Genomic DNA, 23,247 nt, shown 5'->3' on the forward strand with positions numbered 1-23,247 from the left:
TGGCTCGGGAAAGTTCCACCACCACTTGCCCCACTCTTCACTAAGTTGGCCCTCTTCTACAGGCAGTTATTCTTTCCCTGTGATCCAGTCACCGCCCAAAGTCTCTGACCTTCCGACGCTCATCGCATCGATCCGGGATGTCTGCCAGTGCCACGCCGTCTCACGCATGGAGTTGTTTGGATCACGTGCCAGCGGTCAGGCTCGTGATGACAGCGACTATGATTTCCTCGTCGAGTTCCTGCCTCATGCGAATGCAGGACTGCTGGAAATGGGCGGCTTGAAAGAAGATCTCGAAGAGCAACTTGGACATCCTGTCGATCTCCTGAGCCGGGCTGCAGTGGAACGCAGCCGCAATCCGTATCGTCGTCGTACCATCCTCACTGCCCCCGTCACCGTGTATGCTCAGTGAGAAACAACACGGCCTGCTTCGGAACATTCTCGACTCTTCGGCCCTAATCAGCCACCCGTGCACTTAAACTCATTTTGCACCCAATAAATCGAGGGCGGCCAATACGGATCTCCCTCTCCCCGCCCCCGAGGTGATTGCTCAGTGTTTACTTCGGGGAGAGGGTTGGGGTGAGGGGACGACACACCCCATTCGCTAACGTGCGATGCGACCTCGACTAACCTTCCCTACCCTCCAACAACCTCATGTCATTGAGAAAGCTCCTACTTCCATTTGGGACGCTCCCCCACCACCGCCGTTCTTGACCTTTTCCACCCGCCCCGCTAGAACCGGCCTCCAGCCACCGTCTTCACCCCATGCCCATGCACCGCGAGTTCGACACCCTCTCCCGCCGCCGCTTCCTCGGCAGCTCGGCCATGGGCTTGTCCAGCGTCGCGCTCTCGCATCTGATGGCGGACGACACCCGCTCGCACTTCCCCGCCAAGGCCAAGCGCGTCATCTGGCTCTTCATGCACGGCGGCCCCAGCCACCTCGATCTCTTCGATCCCAAACCCGATCTCATCCGCCACGCGGGCAAGCCTTTGCCAGACAGCTACGGCGCGGTGGAGACACGCCGCAAAGTCGCGCAGAATCCCCTGCTCGCCCCGGTCAAACCTTTCCGCAAATACGGCCAGAGCGGCATCGAAGTCAGCGACTTCCTGCCCAACATGGCGCAACTGGCCGATGAGATGTGCGTCATCCGCAGTTGCCACGGCGACAGCGTGAATCATCCGCAGTCCGTCTATCAGATGAACACCGGCTCCATCCAGATGGGCAAGCCGAGTGTCGGAAGCTGGGTCTCCTACGGCCTCGGTTCTGAAAACGCCGACATGCCTGCTTTCGTCGTCATGCCAGATCCCGGCGGCGGCCTCAAAGGCGGCCCGCCCTCCTGGGGCAGCGGCTACCTGCCTGCCACTTATCAAGGCACCACCATGCGTGCAGGGGACAATCCAATCCTGCACCTGCAAAGCCCGCACAGCAGCGCACGCCAGCGCGCCACGCTCGATCTCATCCAGCAGATGAATGCGCAGCATCTCGCGAAGCATGCTGCCGACAGCGAACTCGATGCCCGCATCCGCAGTTACGAGCTGGCCTTCCGCATGCAAAGCGCCGCGCCAGAAGCCGTGGACATTTCCCGCGAGACCGAAGCCACCAAGCACCTCTACGGCATCGACGATCCCACCACCAAAGAGTTCGGCACCCGCTGCCTCCTCGCCCGCCGCATGATCGAGCGCGGCGTCCGCTTCGTGCAGCTTTATTCCGGCGACACCAACGGCTGGGACGCGCACGAAAACGTGCTCAAAAATCACTCCGAATACTGCGCACGCACCGACAGGCCCGTGGCCGGTCTGATCATGGATTTGAAGCAACGCGGCCTGCTCGAAGACACCCTCGTCATCTGGGGCGGCGAATTTGGCCGCATGCCCATGAGTGAAAAAGGCGTGGGCCGCGATCACAACCCCTGGGGCTTCACCACCGTCCTTATGGGCGCCGGCGTCAAGCACGGCCACATCCACGGTGCCACCGATGAGTTCGGACTCCGCGCCGCTCAGGACAAAGTCCACATCCGCGATCTCCACGCTACTATCCTCCACCTCCTCGGCCTCGATCACGAACACCTCACCTTCCGCCTCAATGGCCTCGATCAGAAGCTGACGGGGGTCGAGGGCTGTGACGTTGTGAAGGGCATCCTCGCGTGAGGAATGACGAAACCCGAACGATGAATGTCGAATGAAGTCCGAATGTCGAATCATCCAGGTGCTTCTCATCGTTTGGCTGTGCGTCGGGCAGGCGCAGGCCGTCTCCATTCGCGCCTCCGCTGATCCAGTCAAAGACGAGCGCCCCATCAAGGCGGAAGACAAGGACTACTGGGCCTTCAAACCTCTGCAGCCCACTCCCGAAAAAACGAGCATCGACGATCTCGCTAAACCCACTTCACCGCCCGCCGATCCCGCCGCCCTCATCCGCCGCCTCACCTTCGATCTCACCGGCCTTCCTCCCACTCCCGAAGAAGTCACCGCCTTTGTGAACGAATGCCGCTCCGGTTCGACATTCGTCATTCGGCATTCGTCATTGGAGGCCCTGGCCGACCGCCTTCTCGCAAGCCCACGCTACGGTGAGCACTGGGCGCAGTGGTGGCTCGATCTCGCACGCTATGCGGATACCGATGGCTTTGAATACGACGCCGAACGCAACCGCGCCTGGCAATACCGCGACTGGGTCATCAACGCGCTCAACAGCGACATGCCCTTCGATGCCTTCGTGCAGCACCAGATCGCCGGCGATTTGATGGGAGACGAAACCGCCACCGGGTTCCTCTTTGCCTGCCCGGACATGCCGGACCTCAACAATCAAGACGAGCGCCGCCACGTGCTGCTCAATGACATCGCCACCACTGTCGGCTCCGTTGGTCTCGGCCTCACCGTCGGCTGCGCCCAGTGCCACGATCATCCTTACGATCCCATCAGCCAGGCCGACTTCTACCGCCTGCGCGCCTTCTTTGACAACACCGTGCTGACCAAGAACAGCAAGCCCCTCGGCCCTGCCGTGCGCATCTTCACCGAAGGCATTCCCGCCAGCACCGTCTTTGTGCGCGGCGACTTCAAACGCCCCGGCCCCGCGATCCAGCCCGCCTTCCCCCGCGTCTTTGGTACGACTCCCGACAAGGCAGATCGCCTCGCGCTCGCGCAGTGGCTCGCCAGCAAAGACAACGCCCTCTTCCTCCGCACCATGGCCAATCGCCTTTGGCAGCAGCATTTCGGCAAACCGCTAGCCGCCATTCCTGGCGATCTCGGTCATCAGGGCGAAGCGCCCACCAATCCCGCCTTGCTCGATTTCCTTGCCGCCGAACTCCCTCGCCAAAACTGGAGCCTCAAAAAACTGCACAAGGTCATCGTCATGTCGCAGACTTATCAGCAGCAGGCCACCACTCGCATTCGCCTCACCGGCGAAATGCTGCGCGATGCCATGCTCAGCATCAGCGGCCAGCTCAATCTCAAGACCAGCGGCCCCGGCGTCAAACTTCCCCTGCCCAAAGAGATCGCCAGCACGCTGCTCAAAAACCAGGGAGAATCCACCAAGGACATCTCCGAGCACACCCGCCGCAGCATCTATACATTCGCCCGCCGCAATCTCCGCAACCCGCTCTTTGAACTCTTCGACCGCCCCGATGCCCAGATGAGCTGCGCCCGCCGCAACTCCTCCACCACCGCGCCGCAGTCCCTCATGCTGCTCAATTCCGAGTTCACCCACAGCGTCGCCGCAAAACTCGCCACCACCTTGGCCGAGCAGCACGGCTCCGACGCCCCCGCCCTCATCAACGCCGCCACCCTGCGCTGCCTCTCCCGCAATCCCACACCGCAGGAGATCGAGGTGGGGCAGAAGTTTCTGCAAAAACAAACCGCCCTCACCCCTGGTTTCCGCGAGGCGCTGGCCGACTACTGCCTGGCCTTGCTGAACTCGAACGAGTTTGTTTATGTGGACTGAAGTAGCTCGGGCAATCCTGCCCGAGAGGAGCGCGTTCGCCACGAGATGAGTGCCCATGCTACTGCTGAAAGCCTTGCTGAACTCAACCCCACCCGTTTAAAGTCCGCCGCATCATGCACGAACCACCTTCCCAAAGCGGAGCCTTCATCGCCAAGCTCGGAGCCTGGCTGCAGCTCGCCCAGTTCATCGGCCTCGTGGGAACGGTCATCGGCATGCAGAAAGCGTTCAGCACCATCAAGACCTCGGGTGCCGGCGATCCTGAAATCCTCAGCGGAGCCATCGGCGAAGTCCTCATCTCATCGGCAGCTGGCATTGCGATCTCATTCATCGGAGTTCTGCTGGTGCTCTTTTCCATCACCGCCTGTCGCTACCGTGCCGTGTGGATGTTCTGGTTTCTCTCCCTCTACGGCGGACTCATCACCTTCAGCTACTTCTTCCCCTTCGGCCTGTTTTTCCTCATCTTCGCACTGATGAAGAAGGATGAGTTTCTTCGCCCTTCGGTGCCTGTGCCGGCTGCTTGAGATTCCGCGCTCATGAACGAAACGCCACCATCGCCCCTCGTGGCCCGCGTCGCCAAGCTGGGTGCCTGGCTGCAAGTCGCTCCCGTGCTCGGCATCCTCGCCGTCACGTTCGGCATGATTGAGGCATTCGACGTCCTCAAAACAAGCGGCGCGGGCGATCCTGTCAGACTCAGCGCGGTCATAGGAAATGTGATCACCTGCTTTGGCGTCGCCTCTTTGCTGGCCTTGAGCGGACTCATACTCGTGACCGGCACGATCACCGTCTGTGCCTATCGTTCCAGGTGGATGCTCAAGTTTCTGCGCTCTTTTGGTGCGCTGTGCTTGGTTCTGAGTCTGGCCCCGTTCGTATTCGGGCATTTCGAAATCAGCCTGTATCTGCCCTTTGGCGTTTTCTTCCTCATCTTTGCCAAAGTGAAGAAAGAAGAGTTTCTGAATGCGGCACCGGAAAAGCACAAGCTGCCCTCCTGCTACAAGCTCGACGACGACTGAAACGGGCCGTCATCCGCGACTGCACCCTCACTTCTCACGGCAAATCACTCAGCGTCAGAGACAGTCAGGATCATCTGTGGTTTTTACCACGACACAAGATGCCGCCGCTTGCTTTAACCCCCTGCACTTGAATTTCCGACATATTTACGGAATTATCATCTTTTTCATAAATCAACGTGCCTGCCCTTGAAATCAGCGCCTATCCTGACACTGCCGCTGCACGAGCAGAGCTGGTGGCGTTTTTGGCGCAGCATCTGCCGCCACCGCCTGGCCACACCTGGGAGGAACGCATGCACTTCTGGTGGGACGAAAACCCCGCTGCTACAGCCAATCCTGAACGTGGGCGCTGGGTACATGCAGACGGGCGTCTGGTGGCCTATGGTGGCTCCATCCCCGCCCTGCACACGTGGCAGGGCAGGCCATGCCAAGCCATCTACAGCACCACCTTTTGCGTGGACAGCCAGTTTCCCAAAGCCGCCGCACTCGTGTTCCTGCAGCAGCGGGAAGTGGCGGAGCACTGCATGATCGCCCACACCACCCCCAATCCCCGAGTGCAGACGGCCCTGTTCAAGCTCGGCGCACGGGCCGAGCAGACGGTGACGCGCCATTTTTTCCCCGCAGGCGCGGCCTCCCGGCTGCACGGGCGCTCCTGGTGGCCCGCCCTCCCGCAGGACAGGCGCCTGATCACCGACCCCGCTGAAGTCACCGCCATCACTCGCGGCTACCAGCGTGCCGACCGCATCGAAAAATGGATCACCCCGGAGTACCTGCGCTGGTATTGCCGCTCAATGACCCGCACGCATCACTTCCTCGGCCTGGTGGATGGCAGCGGCACCCTCAGCTCCTACCTGCTGGTGACCCGCCGCATCACCCGCGGCCTGCCGGCCTGGGACGTGGTGGAGAGCTTCACCGCCAGCGATGACGAGTGCGAGCTGCACGCCCTCACCGGTCTGCTGGTCAAAGAGCCCGGTATCCTCCCCGGAGGTGCCTGGCTCGTCACCGGGGCCAAATTTCCCGCCGACCGTAGCTGGGACGCCACCCCTGCCCTCCTCCGCCGCACCCAGCAGGTCTGCCACTTCTTCCTCTTCCCCACCGCCATGCGCCAGGCCCCCAAGCACACCATCATGGCCGAAGGCGATCTCGGCCTCTGAATCAGGATCCAGCATCCAGAATCTAGCATCCAAGATCTAGAAACTAGCATCTAGCAAAGGCGAAGGCGCCGGGATATCTCCCGACGCCTTCATGGTGGGCCAGCCCTCATAAGCCGGATTCTGTGTCCCCGATGCCTTGCGGCACCTGGCTGTGATCATTTATCTGTCAGGCTGAGCGACCAGCCTGCCCCTGCTTGCGCAGTGGTGCGACTATTACCCGGAGCTATCCATCCCTTGCGGGACTTGCGGCCAGGCGGGCCGTTTCTCCTGTTCTGTCTTGCACCGCATGAGGTTTGTCGTGCCCCCTTCCTCGCGGTTGGGGCGGTGGGCTCTTACCCCGCCGTTTCACCCTTACCCGCGCTTTCGCGCAGGCGGTTTGTTTTCTGTGACACTGTCTGTGACCGCGGCTTGCACCGCAGCCCCCACGCTTTCACGTGGCATGCTGCCCTATGGTGTCCGGACTTTCCTCTGCCATTCCACCTTGCGGCAAAACACCAGCGATCACTCCGACCGACCCGCCGTGAGAGTAAGGGCATCCGTGCAAAGGGCAAGCCGGGGCTGCGGGGAAGAATCCCCGAAACCTTTCCGCCGCCTCCGGTGTTGTAGCGCCTGAACCCACACATCTCCCATGAAAATCCTTCCGTCTCTCCTGCTCAGCCTCACGCTCAGCCTCTCACTGGCTCAGGCCGAAGACGCCCCCAAAGGCGCCGGTGCTGGCAAGGGCCGCGAAATGATGAAGGAGATGCTGCTCCAAAAGTTTGACGCCAATAAAAACGGCACCCTCGACCCCGATGAGAAAGCCGCCGCTATGAAGGCCTACCAAGAACGCCGCAGTGGCAGCCCCAAGGGCGCCACACCGGGAGCACCCGGTGCCAAAGGTGGCGACGCCGGCAAAGGCGGCAGGATGCAGGAAATGCTCCTGCAAAAATTCGACGCCAACAAGAACGGTGTCCTTGATCCCGAAGAGCGCGAAGCCGCCATGAAGGCCATGCAGGACCGCAAAGGCAAATCCGGAGGCATTCCCAGCGCCGGCCCTCCCACCTCCGAAGGCGGCAGCAAATTCCGCCGTCCCCCTGAAGCTCCGAAAGAGGGCGGATCGAAGTGATGCGGGCACTCTTGCCCGCACCGAAAGGTCTGTGATGTTCGCCTTACGGCAGAAGCACCTGCATCACTTCCAGCTCACTTCCCCACACTCTCCTTCAGCAGCTTCAGCATCGCCCACTCAGCATACTGAATATCGCTGATCTTCCACCCTCCTCCCTCCTGCACCAGGTGAAAGGAGATGCTCTTCTTCTCTTTGAAGTTCACAAAAGTCACCAGCACCGTGGTCTTGCCGTCTTCGGTCTTCCCTGGGTGAATCACCAGATCCTTGATCTCCATGTCCTGCGCATCATACAGCGGATCGCCATCGATCGCACCGACCTCGCCTTTGGAACCCACAGCATCCTTCCAAATCAAATCGCCGAGTTCCTTGGTAAAATAGTGGTCCACCAGCGCCCGGTTCTTCGTCTGAAAAAACGGCGAGGCCTTCTTCTTATCCGACTTGTAAAGCTCAGCCACCAGCGCCTCCGGCGTGGCGGCTGCTTTGTCAGCAGCGTGCAGATTCAGACCATGGCAGACCCCATGGCAGACCACCAGCAGGAGCAGAGTCAAGGAGCGCATGCGGCTCCATATCGCCGCAAACGCCTCAAAGTCGAGTCCCTGCGTCAAATCTCACCTCACTCCTCCGCGTCTTTCTTTCCCTTCTTCTTCGGCGCTTCCGGCAGCGGAATGCCCTTCTGCTTGGCCTCCCATTCCGCATAGCCTTTCTTGCTGCGGTTGCCGAGGTACTTGTAGGTGTCAAAGATCGCCTCATTGCCCAGCACACGCGGATCTTTCTCCTCCTTCAGGATGCCTTCCATCTTCGTGCGCAGCTCCAGCTTCTTGGCGGCAAACTCGGGCAGCTTCGCCAGATTCCTCAGGCACTCGGGATCCTTCACAATATCGTAAAGCTCCTCCTCCGGCCGATAGTTGAACGCCAGATCATAAAACAGCCCTTTGTTCTCCACGATCCACGACTTCGTCGGGCCATCGTCGCAGTTGCCGTAGCCGGTCTCCGGATTGCACGCAGGCCAGCGCTCCGGGTGGTAGTTGTGGCTGTAGAAAAACTCCGGCGTGCGAATGGCCCGCACAGGGTAGCCCCAGTCATTCGGACGCCCAAGATCATGCCGCTCCTTGCCAGCCAGCATGATCTTGCGGTCTTCCACAAATCCACTCTTCTCACTGCGCAAAAGGTTCGCCAGGCTGCTGCCGCTCATCTGCTCATGCTTCGGCAGGCCCGCGAGTTCGAGGTAAGTCGGCGCAAGATCGCGCACGTTAATGAAATCCTCCACCACTCGTCCCGGCTTGATCCCCTTCCCCCAGCGCATCGCCAGTGGGAGATGATAGCCGTCTTCATAAATCTGCCCCTTCACCCGAGGAAACGGCATGCCGTGGTCCGAGGTCACGATGATCAAAGTGTCCTCCAGCATGCCCGCCTTCTCCAGCACCTCCATCGCACGTCCGATCTGCTTGTCTCCCCATTCCACCTCGATGGCATAATCCGCCAGGTCGCCCCGCACGGTGGCATTGTCCGGCAGGTAGCCCGGCACCTTCACATCATCGAGTTTCTTCCCCAGCCTCACACCGGAGTCCAATTCATAGCCGCGATGCGGCTCCTTGAAGCCCATCCAAAAACAGAACGGCTGTGCCTTGTCGCGCTGCTCCAGAAAAGCCTCAAAGTTACGCGGATAATCCGTGGTCGTGATACCCTTCGCCGGCACCTGCTGCGTGAACTTGTCAAACGCAGGCCCGGCAGGATTGCGCGTGCGCCCCTCCAGCTTGTACTCTCCCGGCCCCCAGCCCTTGCCCGTCAGGCCCACGGTGTAGCCGCTTTTTTCCAGCAAGTCCGGATACACCGCAAACTTCGCCGGGAAGAGCCCGCCATGACACACCGCCTCCTCCATCTGCCAGGTGTTGCGTCCTGTGAGGATCGTCGCACGGCAAGGGCTGCACTTCGGATTGGAGGTAAACGCATTCTTAAACAGCACGCCCTCCTTCGCCACGCGGTCAAAGTTCGGGGTCTTCACCCAGTCGCAGCCATACGCCCCCGCATGCTGCCAGCCCCAGTCATCAAAGATGATGAAGAGGACATTCGGACGCGGCGCGTCCGCAGCCTGCAGACTGCTGACAAGGAAGAGTGCGGCAAAGGCGGTCAGGAGAAATTTCATGCGCCGTGAAACGACGCAGAAGGCCTCAACTTGCAGCCGCTTCTTCCACGCTCACGCAGGTGCAGATGAGATGGCGGTCGCCATACACGTTGTCGATGCGCGACACCGGCGGCCAGTACTTGCTCTCCTGCACCCATGGCAGCGGGAAGGCGGCGGCTTCACGCGTGTAGGCATGCGGCCAGTCGCTCTTCATCACGGAGGCTGCGGTGTGCGGCGCCTGCTTGAGCGTGTTGTCGGTCGGATGGTAGCGGCTGCTTTCCACGCCGATCATTTCCTCATGGATGCACTGCATCGCTTCGCAGAAGCGGTCGATCTCCGCTTTGCTCTCGCTCTCCGTCGGCTCGATCATGAGCGTGCCAGCCACCGGCCAGCTCATCGTCGGCGCGTGGTAGCCGAAGTCCATCAGCCGCTTCGCCACATCTTCCACCGTGACCTTGTGGAAGTGGCTGAAGTCCAGGATGCACTCGTGCGCCACGAATCCTTTGCTGCCTTTGTACAGCGTGGGGAAATTCCCCTCCAGCTTCTTCGCCACGTAGTTCGCATTGAGAATGGCCATCTTCGTCGCGTCCACCAGACGCGGCCCCATCATGGCGATGTACATCCAGGAGATCGTGCAGATGCTCGCGCTGCCCCACGGCGCGGAGCAGACCGCCCCTTCGCGTTGTTCTGGCTTCCACGTGTGATGCCCAGGCAGATGCGGACGCAAATGCGCCCCCACGGCGATGGGTCCCACTCCCGGCCCGCCTCCGCCATGCGGAATGCAGAAGGTTTTGTGCAGGTTCAAATGGCACACATCCGCGCCGATGCGCCCTGGCGAGGTCAGCCCCACCTGCGCATTCATGTTTGCCCCGTCCATGTACACCTGCCCGCCGTGATCATGCACCGCACGGCAGATTTCCACGATGGACTCTTCAAACACCCCATGCGTGGAAGGATACGTGACCATCAGCGCGGCCACCTTGTCCTTGTTCGCCTCCAGCTTCGCCTTCAAATCATCCACAGCGATGTTGCCCTGGCTGTCGCAAGTCACCGGCACCACCTTAAATCCGCACATCACCGCGCTCGCAGGGTTCGTCCCATGCGCCGAAGTCGGGATCAGACACACGTCGCGGTGGCCTTCACCACGCGCCGCGTGGAAGCGCTTGATCGCCAGCAGCCCGGCATATTCTCCCTGCGATCCCGCATTCGGCTGCAATGACACCGCATCAAAACCGGTGCATTCCGCCAGCCATGCTTCCAGATCGCCAAACATCGTGCGGTAGCCTTCCGACTGATCAGCCGGCGCAAACGGATGCAGCCCGCCCACCTCCGGCCAGCTTAGCGGCATCATCTCCGCCGCCGCGTTCAGTTTCATCGTGCACGAGCCCAGCGGAATCATGCTCTTGTTCAGAGCGATGTCCTTGCATTCAAGACGGTGCAGGTAGCGCATCATCTCCGTCTCCGAGTGGTAGGAGTTGAACACCGGATGCGTCAGAAAATCCGACGTGCGATGGTGCTGCGCGGAGCAGTGCAGCGGGTGATCGTCATTCATCACCGGAGCCTGCTGCGCCTTGGAAATGCCGAACGCGGTCAGCAGATTGAGCAGCTCCTCCTCCCTCACACGCTCGTCCAGCGCGACACTCACGGTAACGGCATCCACCTTGCGCAGGTTGATGCCAAAAATCAGCGCACGCTTGATCAGGTCATCCGCATTCGGCACCCGCACGCTCAGCGTATCAAAGAAGTCGTCGCTCAGCACATCCATGCCTGCGCGCAGCAGTTCGCCAGCCAGCCACACCGCCGCGCCATGCACACGCCGGGCGATGATCTTCAGACCTTCCGGACCATGATACACCGCATACATCGATGCCATCACCGCCAGCAGCACCTGCGCGGTGCAGATGTTGCTCGTGGCCTTCTCACGGCGGATGTGCTGCTCGCGCGTCTGCAAAGAAAGACGGTAGCCAGGTTTGCCAGACGCATCTTTCGACACGCCAATCAGACGCCCAGGCAGACGGCGCTTCAGCGCATCCTTCACCGCCATGAACGCAGCATGCGGCCCGCCAAAGCCCAGCGGCACACCAAAGCGTTGGCTGTTGCCCACGCAGATGTCCGCTCCAAATTCACCCGGTGCCCGCAGCAGTGTCAGGGCCAGAAGATCAGCGCTCACCACCAGCAGCGCCCCAGCCTGGTGCACTTCCGCCGCCAGTTCGGAAAAGTCATGAATGGTGCCAAGCGTGTCCGGGTACTGCACCAGCACGGCGGCAAGCCCCTTCGTGCCGTCATGCTTCCACTTCATCACATCGCCGGTCTCCACACGAATGCCCAGCGCCTCCATGCGCGTGCGCACCACCTCCAGATTATGCGGATGGCACTTGTCCGAAACAAACACACGCGACGCACCCGCCACCTGCGCCACCGCCAGGCCCAGCGCCTCCGCGCACGCAGTGCCTTCATCGAGCATGGAGGCATTGGCCACATCCAGCCCGGTGAGATCGGTGATCATCGTTTGAAAATTGATCAGCGCCTCCAGCCGTCCCTGCGCGATCTCCGCCTGATACGGCGTATAGGCCGTGTACCAGCCCGGATTCTCAAGAATGTTCCGCTGAATCACCGGCGGTGTGAAGGTGTCATGATATCCCAGCCCGATGAACGAGCGCATCACCTTGTTCAGCCCCATGATCTGGCGCATCCTGCGCAGTGCCTGCTCTTCGCTCAGCGGTGGTGCCAGGTTCAGCGGCTCGCGCACGCGAATGCCTTCCGGCACCACCTGGTCGATCAACTCATCGAGCGTTTTGAATCCAAGCGTTTGCAGCATGCTCTCCGCTTCGGCGGCGGAGGGACCAATATGACGGCGGGAAAAATTCGTGGGCATTGAAATCGTAGCGGTTTTGAGGACAGCGCCACGGTATCAAGCCGGGGGCCGCTGTCACTTGCCAAACAGCGCCCAGAATTTTTTCTCTGACGCTTTTTGTTTGCCTTTCGCTTCACGCAGGAAGGGAGCCAGCGACGCCAGATTCAGGATCCAATGGTTCAGGAAGTTGAACGGCGCACGCAGTGGGCGCTCGAAATCCACAAACAGCACCACGCGGTAGCCGTCCGTATCATTCCACACTTCATGATTATAAGTGTCATCGAAGATTACCGCCTTGCCCTCCTGCCACGAATAAACCTGGTCGGCAATGCGGATGCGGCACTGGTGGCGCGGCTCCGGCACCATCAGTCCCAGATGCATGCGCAGCACGCCGGCCCACGGCCCACGGTGATGCGGGATGTGCTTCTGCGGAGAAAGAATCGAAAAGAAGCCCGTCGTGCAGCCAGGGATCTTTTCCAGCACCTTCATCGTCTCCGGGCAATGCTTGGCGTTTTCCTCACAGTCCATGCCCACGCCCTTAAGGAAGAAGGTCTTCCACTGGTCATCTCCCTGGATCATCCCCACCTCTTTCACGATGTCCTGAAAGCTCGGCATCGCATCGCGATACTTCATGATCGAATCCAGTTCCGCGCGCACCTTCTGCCAGTCGGCCTCCACATCCTTCACCCACGGGAAATGCCGGGAGTCATAGATCGGCGGATCGCCCTGCACGGAGCAGTGCGCGATCACCGCTTCCACCATGTCCTGCAGCCAGTTGGTGACGTGCTCGATCAGCCCTTTGGCTGGAAAGGTGCGGTGCCGGCGATGGTAGGCATCGATCGGCTTCATCTGGAAGCCTGCGGGGACGGTGGCAATGGTGGGGGATGCTTCGGAAGACATGATCTGGGGAGACTGTCATGAGTAACGAATTCGTCACACATTGCAGCCGAAAAATAAGCGATGAGTCAGGGTGCCGTGTCCGGCTCAGGCGATGTGTTTGCGGTACGCCTCGGCGTTCATCAGCGCTTCCGCCTCGGCAGAATTCGACGCCTTGATTTTGAAGATCCAGCCGCCCGCGTAGGAATCGCGATTGAGCAGGCCCGGATCGCTGCTCAGCGCCTCATTGATCGCCACGATCTCGCCCGCCACCGGCGCATAGATGTCGCTGGCGGCTTTCACGGATTCGATCACGCACACCTGCTGCCCTGCGCTGACCTGCGCGCCCACTTTCGGCGGGTCCACAAAGACCACGTCCGTCAGTTCAGCCTGCGCATGATCCGTGATGCCCACCGGTGAGGGGTCCTGTGTGGGATCGATCCATTCGTGGGAGTCGCGATAGCGGAGGTTGTCGGGAACGTTGCTCATGATGAGGATGTCGGTTGAAAATTAGACTGACGGCTTGCGATAAAACGGCTTCTTCACCACCTCCGCAGGGAAACGACGCCCGCGAATTTCGATTTCCAGCGTGCTGCCAATCGTGGCCGCGCTCACCGGCACATACGCCATGCCGATGCCAGCGCCCAGGCTGGGCGACTGCGTGCCGCTGCCCACTTCGCTGACGATCTCCCCGCCGAAGGCGACGGGATAATGCGGACGCGGCGGCGGCGCGGCACCCGTCATGCGGAAGGCAGCCAACTTGTCCGGCAGTCCGGCCGCTTTCTGCGCCACCAGCGCCTCGCGCCCGGTAAAGTCACCTTTGTCCAGATCCACAAAGAAGCCCAGCCCTGCCTGCAGCGGCGTGCGGTCTTCAGAGAGGTCGTTGCCATTCAGCGGATAGCCCATCTCCAGCCGCAGCGTATCGCGTGCGCCCAGCCCGGCTGGCATTCCGCCTGCGGTCTTCACCGCATCGACGATCTTGCGGAACCACGCCTCAGCCGTCTCGATCGGCATGAAAAACTCAAAGCCTTCCTCCCCCGTGTAGCCCGTGCCGCACAGCCACATCGGCCCGCTCTCGCTCATGGTCACCAGGATGGTGTTGTGCTCAGGAAAAGACTTCGCATCGCCAAAGATCGCCGTGGCGACTTCACGCGCTTTCGGTCCCTGGATGGCCAGACCGGCGGTGAAATCACTCGCGTTGGCCATCAGCACCTCGTCATCCTTCGTCAGCTGGGACTCCAGGTGCTCCCAGTCTTGGTCAATGCGCGAGGCATTCACCACCAGGTAAAATTCACGCTCGCTCGTGCGATAGGCGATCAGGTCATCGATCACCCCGCCGCGCGCATTCAGCAGCAGAGTGTACTGCCCCTGGCCCGGCTGCAGCTTCGCGATGTTGTTCGTCAGCACCCGGTTCAGAAACGCCTCGGCTCCCGTCCCGCTCACGATGAACTGGCCCATGTGCGAAATGTCAAACACACCCACGCTCTGCCGCACGGCCTTGTGTTCATCCACGATGCCGGTGTACTGCACAGGCATCTCCCATCCGGCAAAGGGGACCATGCGCGCACCCAGCTCCACATGCACGGCGTGCAGTGGGGTGCGGCGAAGAGAAGAGGGATCGGACACGGTGCGCGCATGTTGTGAAGCATGCGCGCTTTGTCAATCCGCTCGGCATTCGCCCGGTATTTTGAGCAGAGACTATCCTGCCAATGTCACCTTGCAGCCAGACACATTTACTCCATACTCCGCGACCCCAACGCGCCAAAAAAAACTCCGCCCATGGCAGCACCTTTCCTCACTCAGGACCTGCATATCCGCTGGTCCACCCTCACTCCTGAAAACATCGAGCCCGACATCCGCGCCGCACTCGAAAAAGCGCAGGCCAATCTGGATGCCGTCATCGAGCAGGACCGTGGCAAGATGAACTTCGACTCCGTGGTGTTAGGCCTGGACGAATGCACCCGCGAACTCAATGAAGCCTGGGGCCTCGTGACCCACCTCGACTCCCTCTGCAACTCCCCCGCCCTGCGCGAGGCGCACAACAAGATGCTCCCGGAGGTCAGCTCCTTCTTTGCCAAGATCCCCCTCAACGAGCATCTGTGGGACCTTTTTGTCACTTACAGCAAGACCGACGAAGCCCGGCACCTCCCGCCTGTGCGCAAACGCGCGCTCGATGAGGCCATGGAAGGCTTCATCGAAGCCGGTGCCGATCTCCCTCCGGAGAAAAAGAAGCGCGTCGAGGAGATCGAGGCCGAGCTCTCCAAATGCACGCAGAAGTACTCAGAAAACGTGCTCGATTCGACAAACAAGTGGGAGCTCATCATCCACGACGTCAATCAGCTCAAGGGTCTGCCGCAGACCGCCATCGACGCCGCCAAAGCAGACGCCCTGGCCAAGGGCCTCGGCACCGCTGAGCAACCCGTCTATCGCTTCACCCTCAAGGCACCTTCCATGATTCCAGTCATGGAATACATCGAAGATGAAGGCATCCGCCGCCAGGTCTGGGAAGGCTCCTGCACCATCGGCCGCAGTGGCGAGCACGACAATACCGAGCTCGTCTGGAAAATCCTGCGCCTGCGCAATGAAAAAGCCCAGATCATGGGCAAGGCGAACTTCGCCGATCACATCCTGCACCATCGCATGGCGAAGAACGGCCAGAGCGCCTATCGCTTCATCACCGATCTCTACGAGCGTGTGCATGAGGCCTTCCAGCGCGAGACCATCGAGCTGCAGGAATTCCGCGCCGACAACGCCCATCAGGCCGTTGATCTCTTCGAGCCCTGGGAAGTCGCTTTCTGGAGCGAGCGCCAGCGCAAATCCAAGTACGACTTTGATGAAGAAGAACTGCGCCCGTTCTTCCCCATCGACAAGGTCCTCAGCGGCATGTTCCAGCTTGCGGAGAAGGTCTTCGATCTCCGCATCGTCAGCCGGGAAGTCGTTTACGTCCCTCCTGGGACGGACGCCCCCGCCAATGTCAGCACCCGCCCCGGCAAATCCGGCCCCGTGGAAGTCTGGCACCCCGAAGTGAAATTTTATGAAGTGCGCAATGAGAAGGACGTCCACATCGGCTCTTTCTACGCCGACTGGCATCCGCGCGACTCCAAGCGCGGTGGTGCCTGGATGAACTACCTCCGCATGGGCGTGCCCCCCAGTGGCGAGCGCGACCGCCGCCTGCACCTCGGCCTCATCTGCGGCAACATGACCCCGCCCGTCGATGGCAAGCCCGCCCTGCTCACGCACGATGAAGTGACCACCGTCTTCCACGAGTTCGGCCACCTTTTGCACCAGCTTTGCGGCAACGTGGAAATCCCCTCCCTCAATGGCGTCAGCGTTTACTGGGACTTCGTCGAGCTGCCTTCCCAGCTCATGGAAAACTTCTGCTGGGAGCGCGAGAGCCTTGATCTCTTCGCCCGCCATCACGAGACCGGCGAGACCATCCCGCCGCGTCTTTTCAAGAAGATGCTCGCCGCAAAAAATTACCGCAGCGCCAGCGACATCATGCGCCAGCTCGCCTTCGGCAAGCTCGACCTCGACCTCCACATGCACCACGCCACCGATGAAGGCGTGGACCTCGACAAGCTCGCACGCTCCATTCTCAAAGGCTACGTCATGAAGCTCAAAACCGAGCAGCCCACCATGGCCCGCCGCTTTGGCCACCTCTTTAGCAGTCCCGTCGGTTACGCCGCAGGTTACTACAGCTACAAGTGGGCTGAAGTGCTGGATGCAGACGCCTTCACCCGCTTCCAGCAGGAAGGCGTCCTCAATCCCGCCGTCGGCCGCGAATTCCGCGATACCATCCTCAGCAAAGGCAACTCCGAAGACCCCGCCAAACTCTTCCAAAACTTCATGGGCCGCGACCCCGACGCCATGGCCCTCCTCGCTCGTGCCGGGCTGGCGTGATTCAATTCGTGGGATGGGCGAGGCGCCAGCCCGCCCCTCATGACACCCCAACGCAACCGCGCACGCTCAGATGTGGAGTGTGGTCGCGAAGTGATGGACGAACGCAGCTACCGCTTTCCGCAGGCATGCCTGCCAGACACAACAACACCTCGGTTCTGGCCAGCTAATTTAGCCCGCTCAAACTATCAGTCCCCGAAAGCGCTGTTTAGCGTTTTCACACTTCAAATTCACGCTCACTCGCTCCTCACCCGCCCCCGATACGCCACGGCAAAGAAGACACACACCACCGCAGTGAGAGCAGCCTCGCCCCACCAGAAGACGCTCCAGTTCGTGCTTGCCCCCTTCGTGCACGCGGCATGCCACCAGCCGCCGCCCAGGTACCCGATCAGGTTGCCCAGCCCTCCCATCAGCATGGCCAGCAGCGCCTGCGCACGCACCCGCCATTTCGGATCAATGCGCTCCTCCAGGTAAATCTGCGTCGTGATGAAATAGAGCGTGTACGCAAAGCCATGCAAAAAGGTCCCCGTCATCACCCACGGCAGGGTGTTGAACGTATTGAAGGAGAACCGCACCACACAGATCGCGATTCCCGAGAGAAATACCCATTTCAGACGGAAACGCGCCAGCATGCCGGAGAGCAGCAGCATCGCGATCACTTCGCTGGTCTGCCCCAGGGAGATCACCGCGGAGATCTGTCCCACACCGAGGTCCCGCAGTTGTGCCGAAGTGTATGGATAAAAAGCCGCCAGCGGCACGCAGTACAGGGCTGAGGTGATGAAAAGCACGCGGTGGTCCCGGTGCGTGAGCAGAAAGAGCGCGTCCAGCCCCAGGATCTGTTTCCAGGTGCGGTGCTGCACCACCTCCCCGGGCGGAATAATCGGCAGCCACCAGGTCAACCCGGACACCACCAGCCACAGCCCGCCTGCCGTCACCCCGGCCAGCAGGGAGGCATCCGCCAGCAGCACAAAGCTCACGATCCAGCAGCCCACCATCCACCCCGCCGTGGCGCAGGCACGCAGCGGCCCAAACTGCTGCTTCGCATTGTGCAGCTGGGAAAAAACAATGCTGCTCGTCAGGCTCCACACCGGCGTGGCCACCAGGGTGTACAGCTGCGCGCATACGAGCACCATCGCATCGCTCCAGCCCCAGGCCACTGAACCGCAGGTGATGAACAGCACGAGTCCCGTCACCGCCGCCAGCCACCTGAGCAGCAGCACCGGAGAATGCTTCTGGTCCGCCATCGCCCCCACAAACAACGGCGAAATGAAGGCCGCCACCGCCGTCGTCGCAAACACCCACGGCACCAGATGCCCCCGATCATACGCCTTGAACACGTTGGCCAGCGGCACGCTCCACATCCCCATGGGCATCGCTGTGCAGAAAAACAGCGTTGCCAGCGATTTGCGGCTGGCTTTGGCATCCGTGGCGGGGTTGGACATCGTTGTAAATTTTGAAATAAGCCGGGACCCGCGAAACTCCAACAACGAGTCTGCGAAAAGCGAAGGTTGCACCCCCGCTGCATCTTTCCATCTTCCGCGACCTTTCTCGCCCCTCCCAACTCCCCTTTCTCATGGAAAACGTCATCATCATCGGCACCGGCTGCGCCGGCTACACCGCAGCCATCTACACCGGCCGCGCCAACCTCAAGCCCCTCATCCTCTCCGGCAACATGCCCGGCGGCCAGCTCACCACCACCACCGAGGTGGAAAACTTCCCCGGCTTCCCCAATGGCATCATGGGCCCGGAGCTGATGATGAACATGCAGGCCCAGGCGGAAAAATTCGGCGCCCGCATCGAGTACACCCTCGTCAGCAACATCAAAAAGACCGACGCAGGCCATTTCGAAATCCACACCGAAGGCGGCACCGTCTATGAGACCCGTACCGTCATCGTCGCCACCGGCGCTTCCCCGAAGCACCTCGGTCTGCCCAATGAAAAAGGCCTCATCGGCAAGGGCCTGACCAGTTGCGCCACCTGCGACGGCGCCTTCTACCGCAACGTCCCCGTCTGCGTCGTGGGCGGCGGCGACAGCGCCTGCGAAGAAGCCGGATTCCTCACCAAATTCGCCAGCACCGTTTATCTCATTCACCGCCGCGACGAACTGCGCGCCTCCAAGATCATGGCCGATCGCGCCCTGGCCAATCCCAAGATCAAGCCCGTCTGGAACTCCACCATCAGCGAGTACCTCACCGATGAAAAAGGCGAGATGCGCGCCGTCACCCTCGAAAACCTCGTCACTGGCGAGAAGAGCGAGCTGGAACTGAAGTGCGTCTTCGTCGCCATCGGCCATGTTCCCAACGCCCAGTTCCTCGGCGACCTCGTCGATACCGACGAAGGCGGCTACATCCTCCAGACCGAAGGCACCCGCACCAAAACCGAAGGCCTCTTCGCCGCCGGCGACGTCGCCGACCACGTCTATCGCCAGGCCATCACCGCCGCCGGCCAAGGCTGCGCCGCCGCCCTCGAAGCCGAACGCTACCTTGCCGATCACGGCGTGCACTAAACTCAGCACGCTTCAAGCTCCCCTCGAAGGACGGTCGTGGCTTTAGCCCGCCCGTCCTTCGACGCGTGATAGTGCCATCGCGTCCTCTACCTCTTCCAGATCCTCCTCCCGATTCCATGCCTCCGGCAGATTTGCAGGCCGGATAGGGAAGCAAAACGGAGCCAAAGTTTCAAATTCGGCATCGTCGTCCTCCAGCGGAAGGCATTGGAGCGCGTATATTCGCGCCCACAATTGATTTTCCACCACCGCTAGAGAGGCGAAGTAGGAGCCGCGTCGAAAATAGACCGCGATCTCTTCCGTGCCCGCTTTGAAACGCAGCACCTCTTTGGCATCATCCACGCAGCCGACGTTTCCTAGCACCACATTGGACACGAAGCTCTTTTGCCACCCGTCCCCCTGATCCCGCCACCAAAACACCTGTCCCACCTCGAACAGGTCAAGCAAGCTGACCAAGTTGATCACTCCCGACATGTCCGGCATGCCCGCGAACCTTAGCTCACTTGGTATTTTGGGATAATAATCAGCCTCAGGCTCCGCCTCGAACCGACAGCACAAAGAGAGTTCATGGGAACCGCCCGGGACAGTGAGCACCGTGCCATCCACTCGCCTAAATTCCGCGCCAGCATCAAAACTGATGTTCCACAGACTTCCGGCTCCACGCTGCTCAGGCAGTTCCATCTCCCTCCGCAGCTTTTCCTCGGCCTCGTTCTCCGCCGCGCGCTTTCGATCTCGTTCCTGCCGGTCAGCTTCCACCCTGGCCAGCATAGCGTGGTGCTCGTCGAGGTTCTCTCGCATCTCATCTTCTGAAAGGAGCCGTCCATAGACAAACTCCATCTGGTACACGCACTCCCGGTCTTCTAATGAGAACTTCCTTCTCATTTGAATCTCCTCTGCCGTATAGGGTCTTGGCAGCTTTGTTTCTGCAAGCCGTCGCATTGCCTCATCACTGTCCGACGGATCTGTCCGCGCAGACAAAACCCTGCCCACTAGCAGCACGAGGAACAGTCCACTCGCCAAGGCCAGCAGCCACAACGACCATGCGGACAGCGTGCACAGCCACAGAAAAAGCGCCGCGGCAAAAACCAGCACGATGGCCTTGGGAAGAACCCGCCCTTCCAGCCTCACTGTCTTGTAAAGAATGACGAACACGAACAGTGCCGCAACAGAACGCAAAACAAGGAGTGCCTGGTCAACCATCAGCAAACATGCACACAGGCAGCGATGCGTTCAAGCTCACCCTCCTACTCCATAAACAGCACCCGGTGAATCGGCGCGGGATACGGCGCATCCGGCCCCTTCGCCTCCGTCCATAAAATGCGGTTCAGCTCATCTTCGGGCGCCTCGTCATACTCATCAAAGTCCATCATCGCGCTCGCCTTCGCTCCGGGAGATGCAGACGTGTTTTTCGCCAGCAGATCCACCGTGGGCTGCCTCACCTTGTACTCCTTCGCCACGGCCTCGTTCGTGAAGCAGCGAAACATCGGCGTCGCTCCCGCATCATACTGCGTCATCGGCGGCAGCCCCAGGATCAGCTCCATCGTGCGGATCATGCTCGCCGTGGTGTACAGTGTGTGGTCGATGCTCTTCTGCTTCACCCACGGACTGATCACCGAGCCGATGGTGCGATGCGCATCCACATGGTCTGGCCCGTTCTGCGCATCATCCTCGATCACAAAAATCGCCATCTGCTTCCAGAACTTCGACTTCGTGGCTGCCTCCACGATCTTGCCAAACGCCAGATCATTGCTGCCCACACAGGCCGCAGGCGTGTACTGGCCCGGCGTGGTGCCCTTCGTATGGTTCTCCCCCAGTGCCATGATGGTAAAGCGCGGCAGCTCCCCCGTTTTCTCCGCCTCGTGCAAATCGCGGATCCAGTTCTCGCATTTGTCCATGTCACGCGGCTCGCTCCATTTGCCACGGTTCACGCTGGGCACGCGCTGCGCTCCTTCACCGTACGTCTTGAAGCTGATGCCCGCACGCTTGCACTGGTCCCACAGATACCCCGCCGTCGGGGTCTCAAGTTCATCGTTGCCCGGCAGCTTGTCCTTGCGGCTGGAGTAGCTCTGCGTCCACGAGCGCTGGTTCCAGTCCGTCGCCATCGCGGCATCGCACCAGCTGTGGCCGTCCACGCTCACCTCGCCATTGCAGTACAAATTGTCCAGCAGCACGTAGTCACGTGAGAGCTGGTGCTGGTTCGGCGTCACGTCCTCGCCGTAGAGTGTTATAGTCGGGTCCCCGTTGCCGATGGGCTTGCCCTTCGCATCCTTCATGTCTCCCAGCACCTGGTCATACGTGCGGTTTTCCTTGATGATGTACAGCACATACTTGATCGGGCAGCTCGCACCCACCTTGTCAGGAATCACGCAATCGTTCGGCTTCTTCACGGCGCGCAGCATCTCCGGAGTGTAGGGCGAGTTCTTCCGCACCTGCGCTGTGTAGGCTGTCATCTGCTTGTCATCCGGTTTGGCGATGAAGCTTACGCTCCCGTCCAGCGTCCGCCCAGGATGAATGGCCTTCTGCTTTTCCCCCGGCTTCAGCTCGCCGTCCTTGCTGGGATCGGGCTTGTCGATGATGCCCTTGCCGTTGCCCACCAGCAGCGTGCCGCCATCGCTGCTCACGGCTAGCGACGTGGGGTACCACCCCACGGGAATGAAGCCCTCCACCGTGCTGATTTTCTCCGCATACTTCTCACCCGGTTCAGTCTCCGAGTCGCCGATGTTCACCACCATCACGCAGTTGTTGTCCGCATTCGCCACGAACAGCGTCCTGCCATCCGGAGAAACCGCCAGCGCGTCGGGCGTGCTGCCTTCGGGCGACTGCGGATACAGCGAGGTCGAAATAATCTCCCGCGTACCGTCCCACAGCCGCCGCGAGGAGTCCGCATCCTCCCCTTTCTTTTCCAGCACCCGCGTCTGGATCACATGCACCGTGTTGTCTCCCGAGCACGCCACGTACAACCGCCCGTCCGGGGCGATCGCCATGTCATTGGGCCGCACTCCCACGCTCAGCTCACGAAGTTCTTTTCCGCTCTGCGTGTCCACGATCGACACACTGCGGGAGCCCCAGTTGCTCACATACAGGTGCCGCTTGTCCGCGCCAAACAGGCACGAGTGCGGGTGCAGCCCCGTCGGCAGCGTCGCCTCCACCGCCAGCGTTTCCGCATTCAGCACCCACAGCTCATGGCTCGCCTCATTGCAAACATACAGCCTCCCATCCTCAGGATGCACCGCGATGCCGGACACAAACTTTGGCCCGCCCTCCGGCGCCACCTTCACCGAGTTCAGCGCTTTCAGCTCCCCAGCCTCATACGCAAACACATGCACCTCTCCCGAGGCCCCGCCGCTGACGAAAAGTTTCTTTCCCTCCCGGTCAAACGTCAGCCCGTTCCAGATGTGCGGGATGGAGATGAACTGCGTCTGCTTCTGCTCCGCCACGTTCAGTACCACCAGCCCCGGGCTGTTGTACCCCGCACACACCGCGATGGCCGCCTGCCCGTCCGGAGAGAGGATCATCTTCAGCGGCATGTCCCCCGGCAGCGCCACATGCTTGCCTGCCGGGGTCAGCTTCCAGCCGTTGAAAAGCGTCCCGTTCCCTGGAGTCTGTTGTGCCGGGGGCGTTCCGGCGGGCGGTTCAGCAAATGCGGACGAAACAAGGAAAAGGGGCAGCAAAATTCGGAGCATGAGGGATCAAACGCCGCAGCGGGGCTTTTTTCGCCACCGGATTATCGCCTTCCCGCTGCTTTTCCCCCGCCCCCGCCCCCCTGCTTTCGACTCCCTGTGCCCTGATTGACGCTGG

General features: G+C 60.8%; 18 protein-coding genes and 1 other RNA gene. 9 read left to right on the forward strand and 10 right to left on the reverse strand.

Going from position 1 to position 23,247, the window contains the following annotated elements:
* The first annotated feature begins 79 nt into the window (after positions 1-79).
* From ACILSO_RS28950 to ACILSO_RS28975, 6 genes are all read left to right on the forward strand, one after another.
* Positions 80-409: a nucleotidyltransferase family protein gene (locus ACILSO_RS28950; RefSeq protein ID WP_395740979.1), complete on the forward strand. Its 330-nt coding sequence runs from the start codon at positions 80-82 to the stop codon at positions 407-409.
* A 353-nt stretch (positions 410-762) separates the two neighbouring features.
* The gene (locus tag ACILSO_RS28955; RefSeq protein WP_395740980.1) at positions 763-2,145 is read left to right on the forward strand and encodes a DUF1501 domain-containing protein; all 1,383 of its coding nucleotides are present in this window, start codon (positions 763-765) and stop codon (positions 2,143-2,145) included.
* Between the two features lie 31 nt (positions 2,146-2,176).
* A complete protein-coding gene (locus ACILSO_RS28960) occupies positions 2,177-3,931 on the forward strand; it encodes a DUF1549 and DUF1553 domain-containing protein (RefSeq protein ID WP_395740981.1) in 1,755 nt (584 codons plus the stop codon).
* A gap of 113 nt (positions 3,932-4,044) precedes the next feature.
* The gene (locus tag ACILSO_RS28965; RefSeq protein WP_395740982.1) at positions 4,045-4,452 is read left to right on the forward strand and encodes a MotA/TolQ/ExbB proton channel family protein; all 408 of its coding nucleotides are present in this window, start codon (positions 4,045-4,047) and stop codon (positions 4,450-4,452) included.
* A 12-nt stretch (positions 4,453-4,464) separates the two neighbouring features.
* The gene (locus tag ACILSO_RS28970; protein WP_395740983.1) at positions 4,465-4,941 is read left to right on the forward strand and encodes a hypothetical protein; all 477 of its coding nucleotides are present in this window, start codon (positions 4,465-4,467) and stop codon (positions 4,939-4,941) included.
* A gap of 176 nt (positions 4,942-5,117) precedes the next feature.
* A complete protein-coding gene (locus ACILSO_RS28975) occupies positions 5,118-6,092 on the forward strand; it encodes a hypothetical protein (protein ID WP_395740984.1) in 975 nt (324 codons plus the stop codon).
* Positions 6,093-6,183: 91 nt separating this feature from the next.
* Here ACILSO_RS28975 and rnpB read toward each other — a convergent pair.
* Positions 6,184-6,610, reverse strand: an RNA gene (rnpB, locus tag ACILSO_RS28980) — RNase P RNA component class A.
* A gap of 110 nt (positions 6,611-6,720) precedes the next feature.
* Between rnpB and ACILSO_RS28985 the strand changes: the two genes are divergently transcribed.
* Complete coding sequence (locus ACILSO_RS28985; protein WP_395740985.1) at positions 6,721-7,197, forward strand: hypothetical protein; 477 nt, start codon at positions 6,721-6,723, stop codon at positions 7,195-7,197.
* A 74-nt stretch (positions 7,198-7,271) separates the two neighbouring features.
* Here the strand turns inward: ACILSO_RS28985 and ACILSO_RS28990 are convergent, their stop codons facing one another.
* The 6 genes from ACILSO_RS28990 to gcvT form a co-directional block, all read right to left on the reverse strand.
* Positions 7,272-7,754, reverse strand: a complete 483-nt coding sequence (locus ACILSO_RS28990; RefSeq protein ID WP_395740986.1) for a DUF3828 domain-containing protein — start codon at positions 7,752-7,754, stop codon at positions 7,272-7,274.
* 56 nt (positions 7,755-7,810) lie between these two features.
* Entirely contained in the window at positions 7,811-9,340 is a 1,530-nt protein-coding gene (locus tag ACILSO_RS28995) for a sulfatase (protein WP_395740987.1), read from the reverse strand.
* Positions 9,341-9,365: 25 nt separating this feature from the next.
* Positions 9,366-12,194, reverse strand: a complete 2,829-nt coding sequence (gene gcvP, locus ACILSO_RS29000) for an aminomethyl-transferring glycine dehydrogenase (protein WP_395740988.1) — start codon at positions 12,192-12,194, stop codon at positions 9,366-9,368.
* A 54-nt stretch (positions 12,195-12,248) separates the two neighbouring features.
* Complete coding sequence (locus tag ACILSO_RS29005; protein ID WP_395740989.1) at positions 12,249-13,073, reverse strand: aspartyl/asparaginyl beta-hydroxylase domain-containing protein; 825 nt, start codon at positions 13,071-13,073, stop codon at positions 12,249-12,251.
* Positions 13,074-13,157: 84 nt separating this feature from the next.
* Complete coding sequence (gene gcvH, locus ACILSO_RS29010; RefSeq protein WP_395740990.1) at positions 13,158-13,538, reverse strand: glycine cleavage system protein GcvH; 381 nt, start codon at positions 13,536-13,538, stop codon at positions 13,158-13,160.
* Positions 13,539-13,559: 21 nt separating this feature from the next.
* The gene (gcvT, locus tag ACILSO_RS29015; RefSeq protein ID WP_395740991.1) at positions 13,560-14,675 is read right to left on the reverse strand and encodes a glycine cleavage system aminomethyltransferase GcvT; all 1,116 of its coding nucleotides are present in this window, start codon (positions 14,673-14,675) and stop codon (positions 13,560-13,562) included.
* A gap of 153 nt (positions 14,676-14,828) precedes the next feature.
* Here gcvT and ACILSO_RS29020 point away from each other — a divergent pair, with 153 nt between their 5' ends.
* Complete coding sequence (locus tag ACILSO_RS29020) at positions 14,829-16,949, forward strand: M3 family metallopeptidase (protein ID WP_395740992.1); 2,121 nt, start codon at positions 14,829-14,831, stop codon at positions 16,947-16,949.
* Between the two features lie 233 nt (positions 16,950-17,182).
* Here the strand turns inward: ACILSO_RS29020 and ACILSO_RS29025 are convergent, their stop codons facing one another.
* The gene (locus tag ACILSO_RS29025) at positions 17,183-18,388 is read right to left on the reverse strand and encodes an MFS transporter (protein WP_395740993.1); all 1,206 of its coding nucleotides are present in this window, start codon (positions 18,386-18,388) and stop codon (positions 17,183-17,185) included.
* A 131-nt stretch (positions 18,389-18,519) separates the two neighbouring features.
* On the opposite strand from ACILSO_RS29025, the gene trxB reads away from it, so the two are divergent.
* Positions 18,520-19,452, forward strand: a complete 933-nt coding sequence (trxB, locus tag ACILSO_RS29030; RefSeq protein WP_395740994.1) for a thioredoxin-disulfide reductase — start codon at positions 18,520-18,522, stop codon at positions 19,450-19,452.
* Positions 19,453-19,494: 42 nt separating this feature from the next.
* Here the strand turns inward: trxB and ACILSO_RS29035 are convergent, their stop codons facing one another.
* Together ACILSO_RS29035 and ACILSO_RS29040 are read right to left on the reverse strand one after the other, a co-directional pair.
* Positions 19,495-20,649: a hypothetical protein gene (locus ACILSO_RS29035; RefSeq protein WP_395740995.1), complete on the reverse strand. Its 1,155-nt coding sequence runs from the start codon at positions 20,647-20,649 to the stop codon at positions 19,495-19,497.
* Positions 20,650-20,693: 44 nt separating this feature from the next.
* Positions 20,694-23,132 (reverse strand): SMP-30/gluconolactonase/LRE family protein, encoded by a 2,439-nt coding sequence (locus tag ACILSO_RS29040; protein ID WP_395740996.1) that lies wholly within the window; start codon positions 23,130-23,132, stop codon positions 20,694-20,696.
* Between the last annotated feature and the right edge of the window lie 115 nt (positions 23,133-23,247).

Origin of the sequence: Prosthecobacter sp., from assembly GCF_044226605.1 — a bacterium.
Classification (GTDB): Bacteria; Verrucomicrobiota; Verrucomicrobiia; order Verrucomicrobiales; family Verrucomicrobiaceae; genus Prosthecobacter.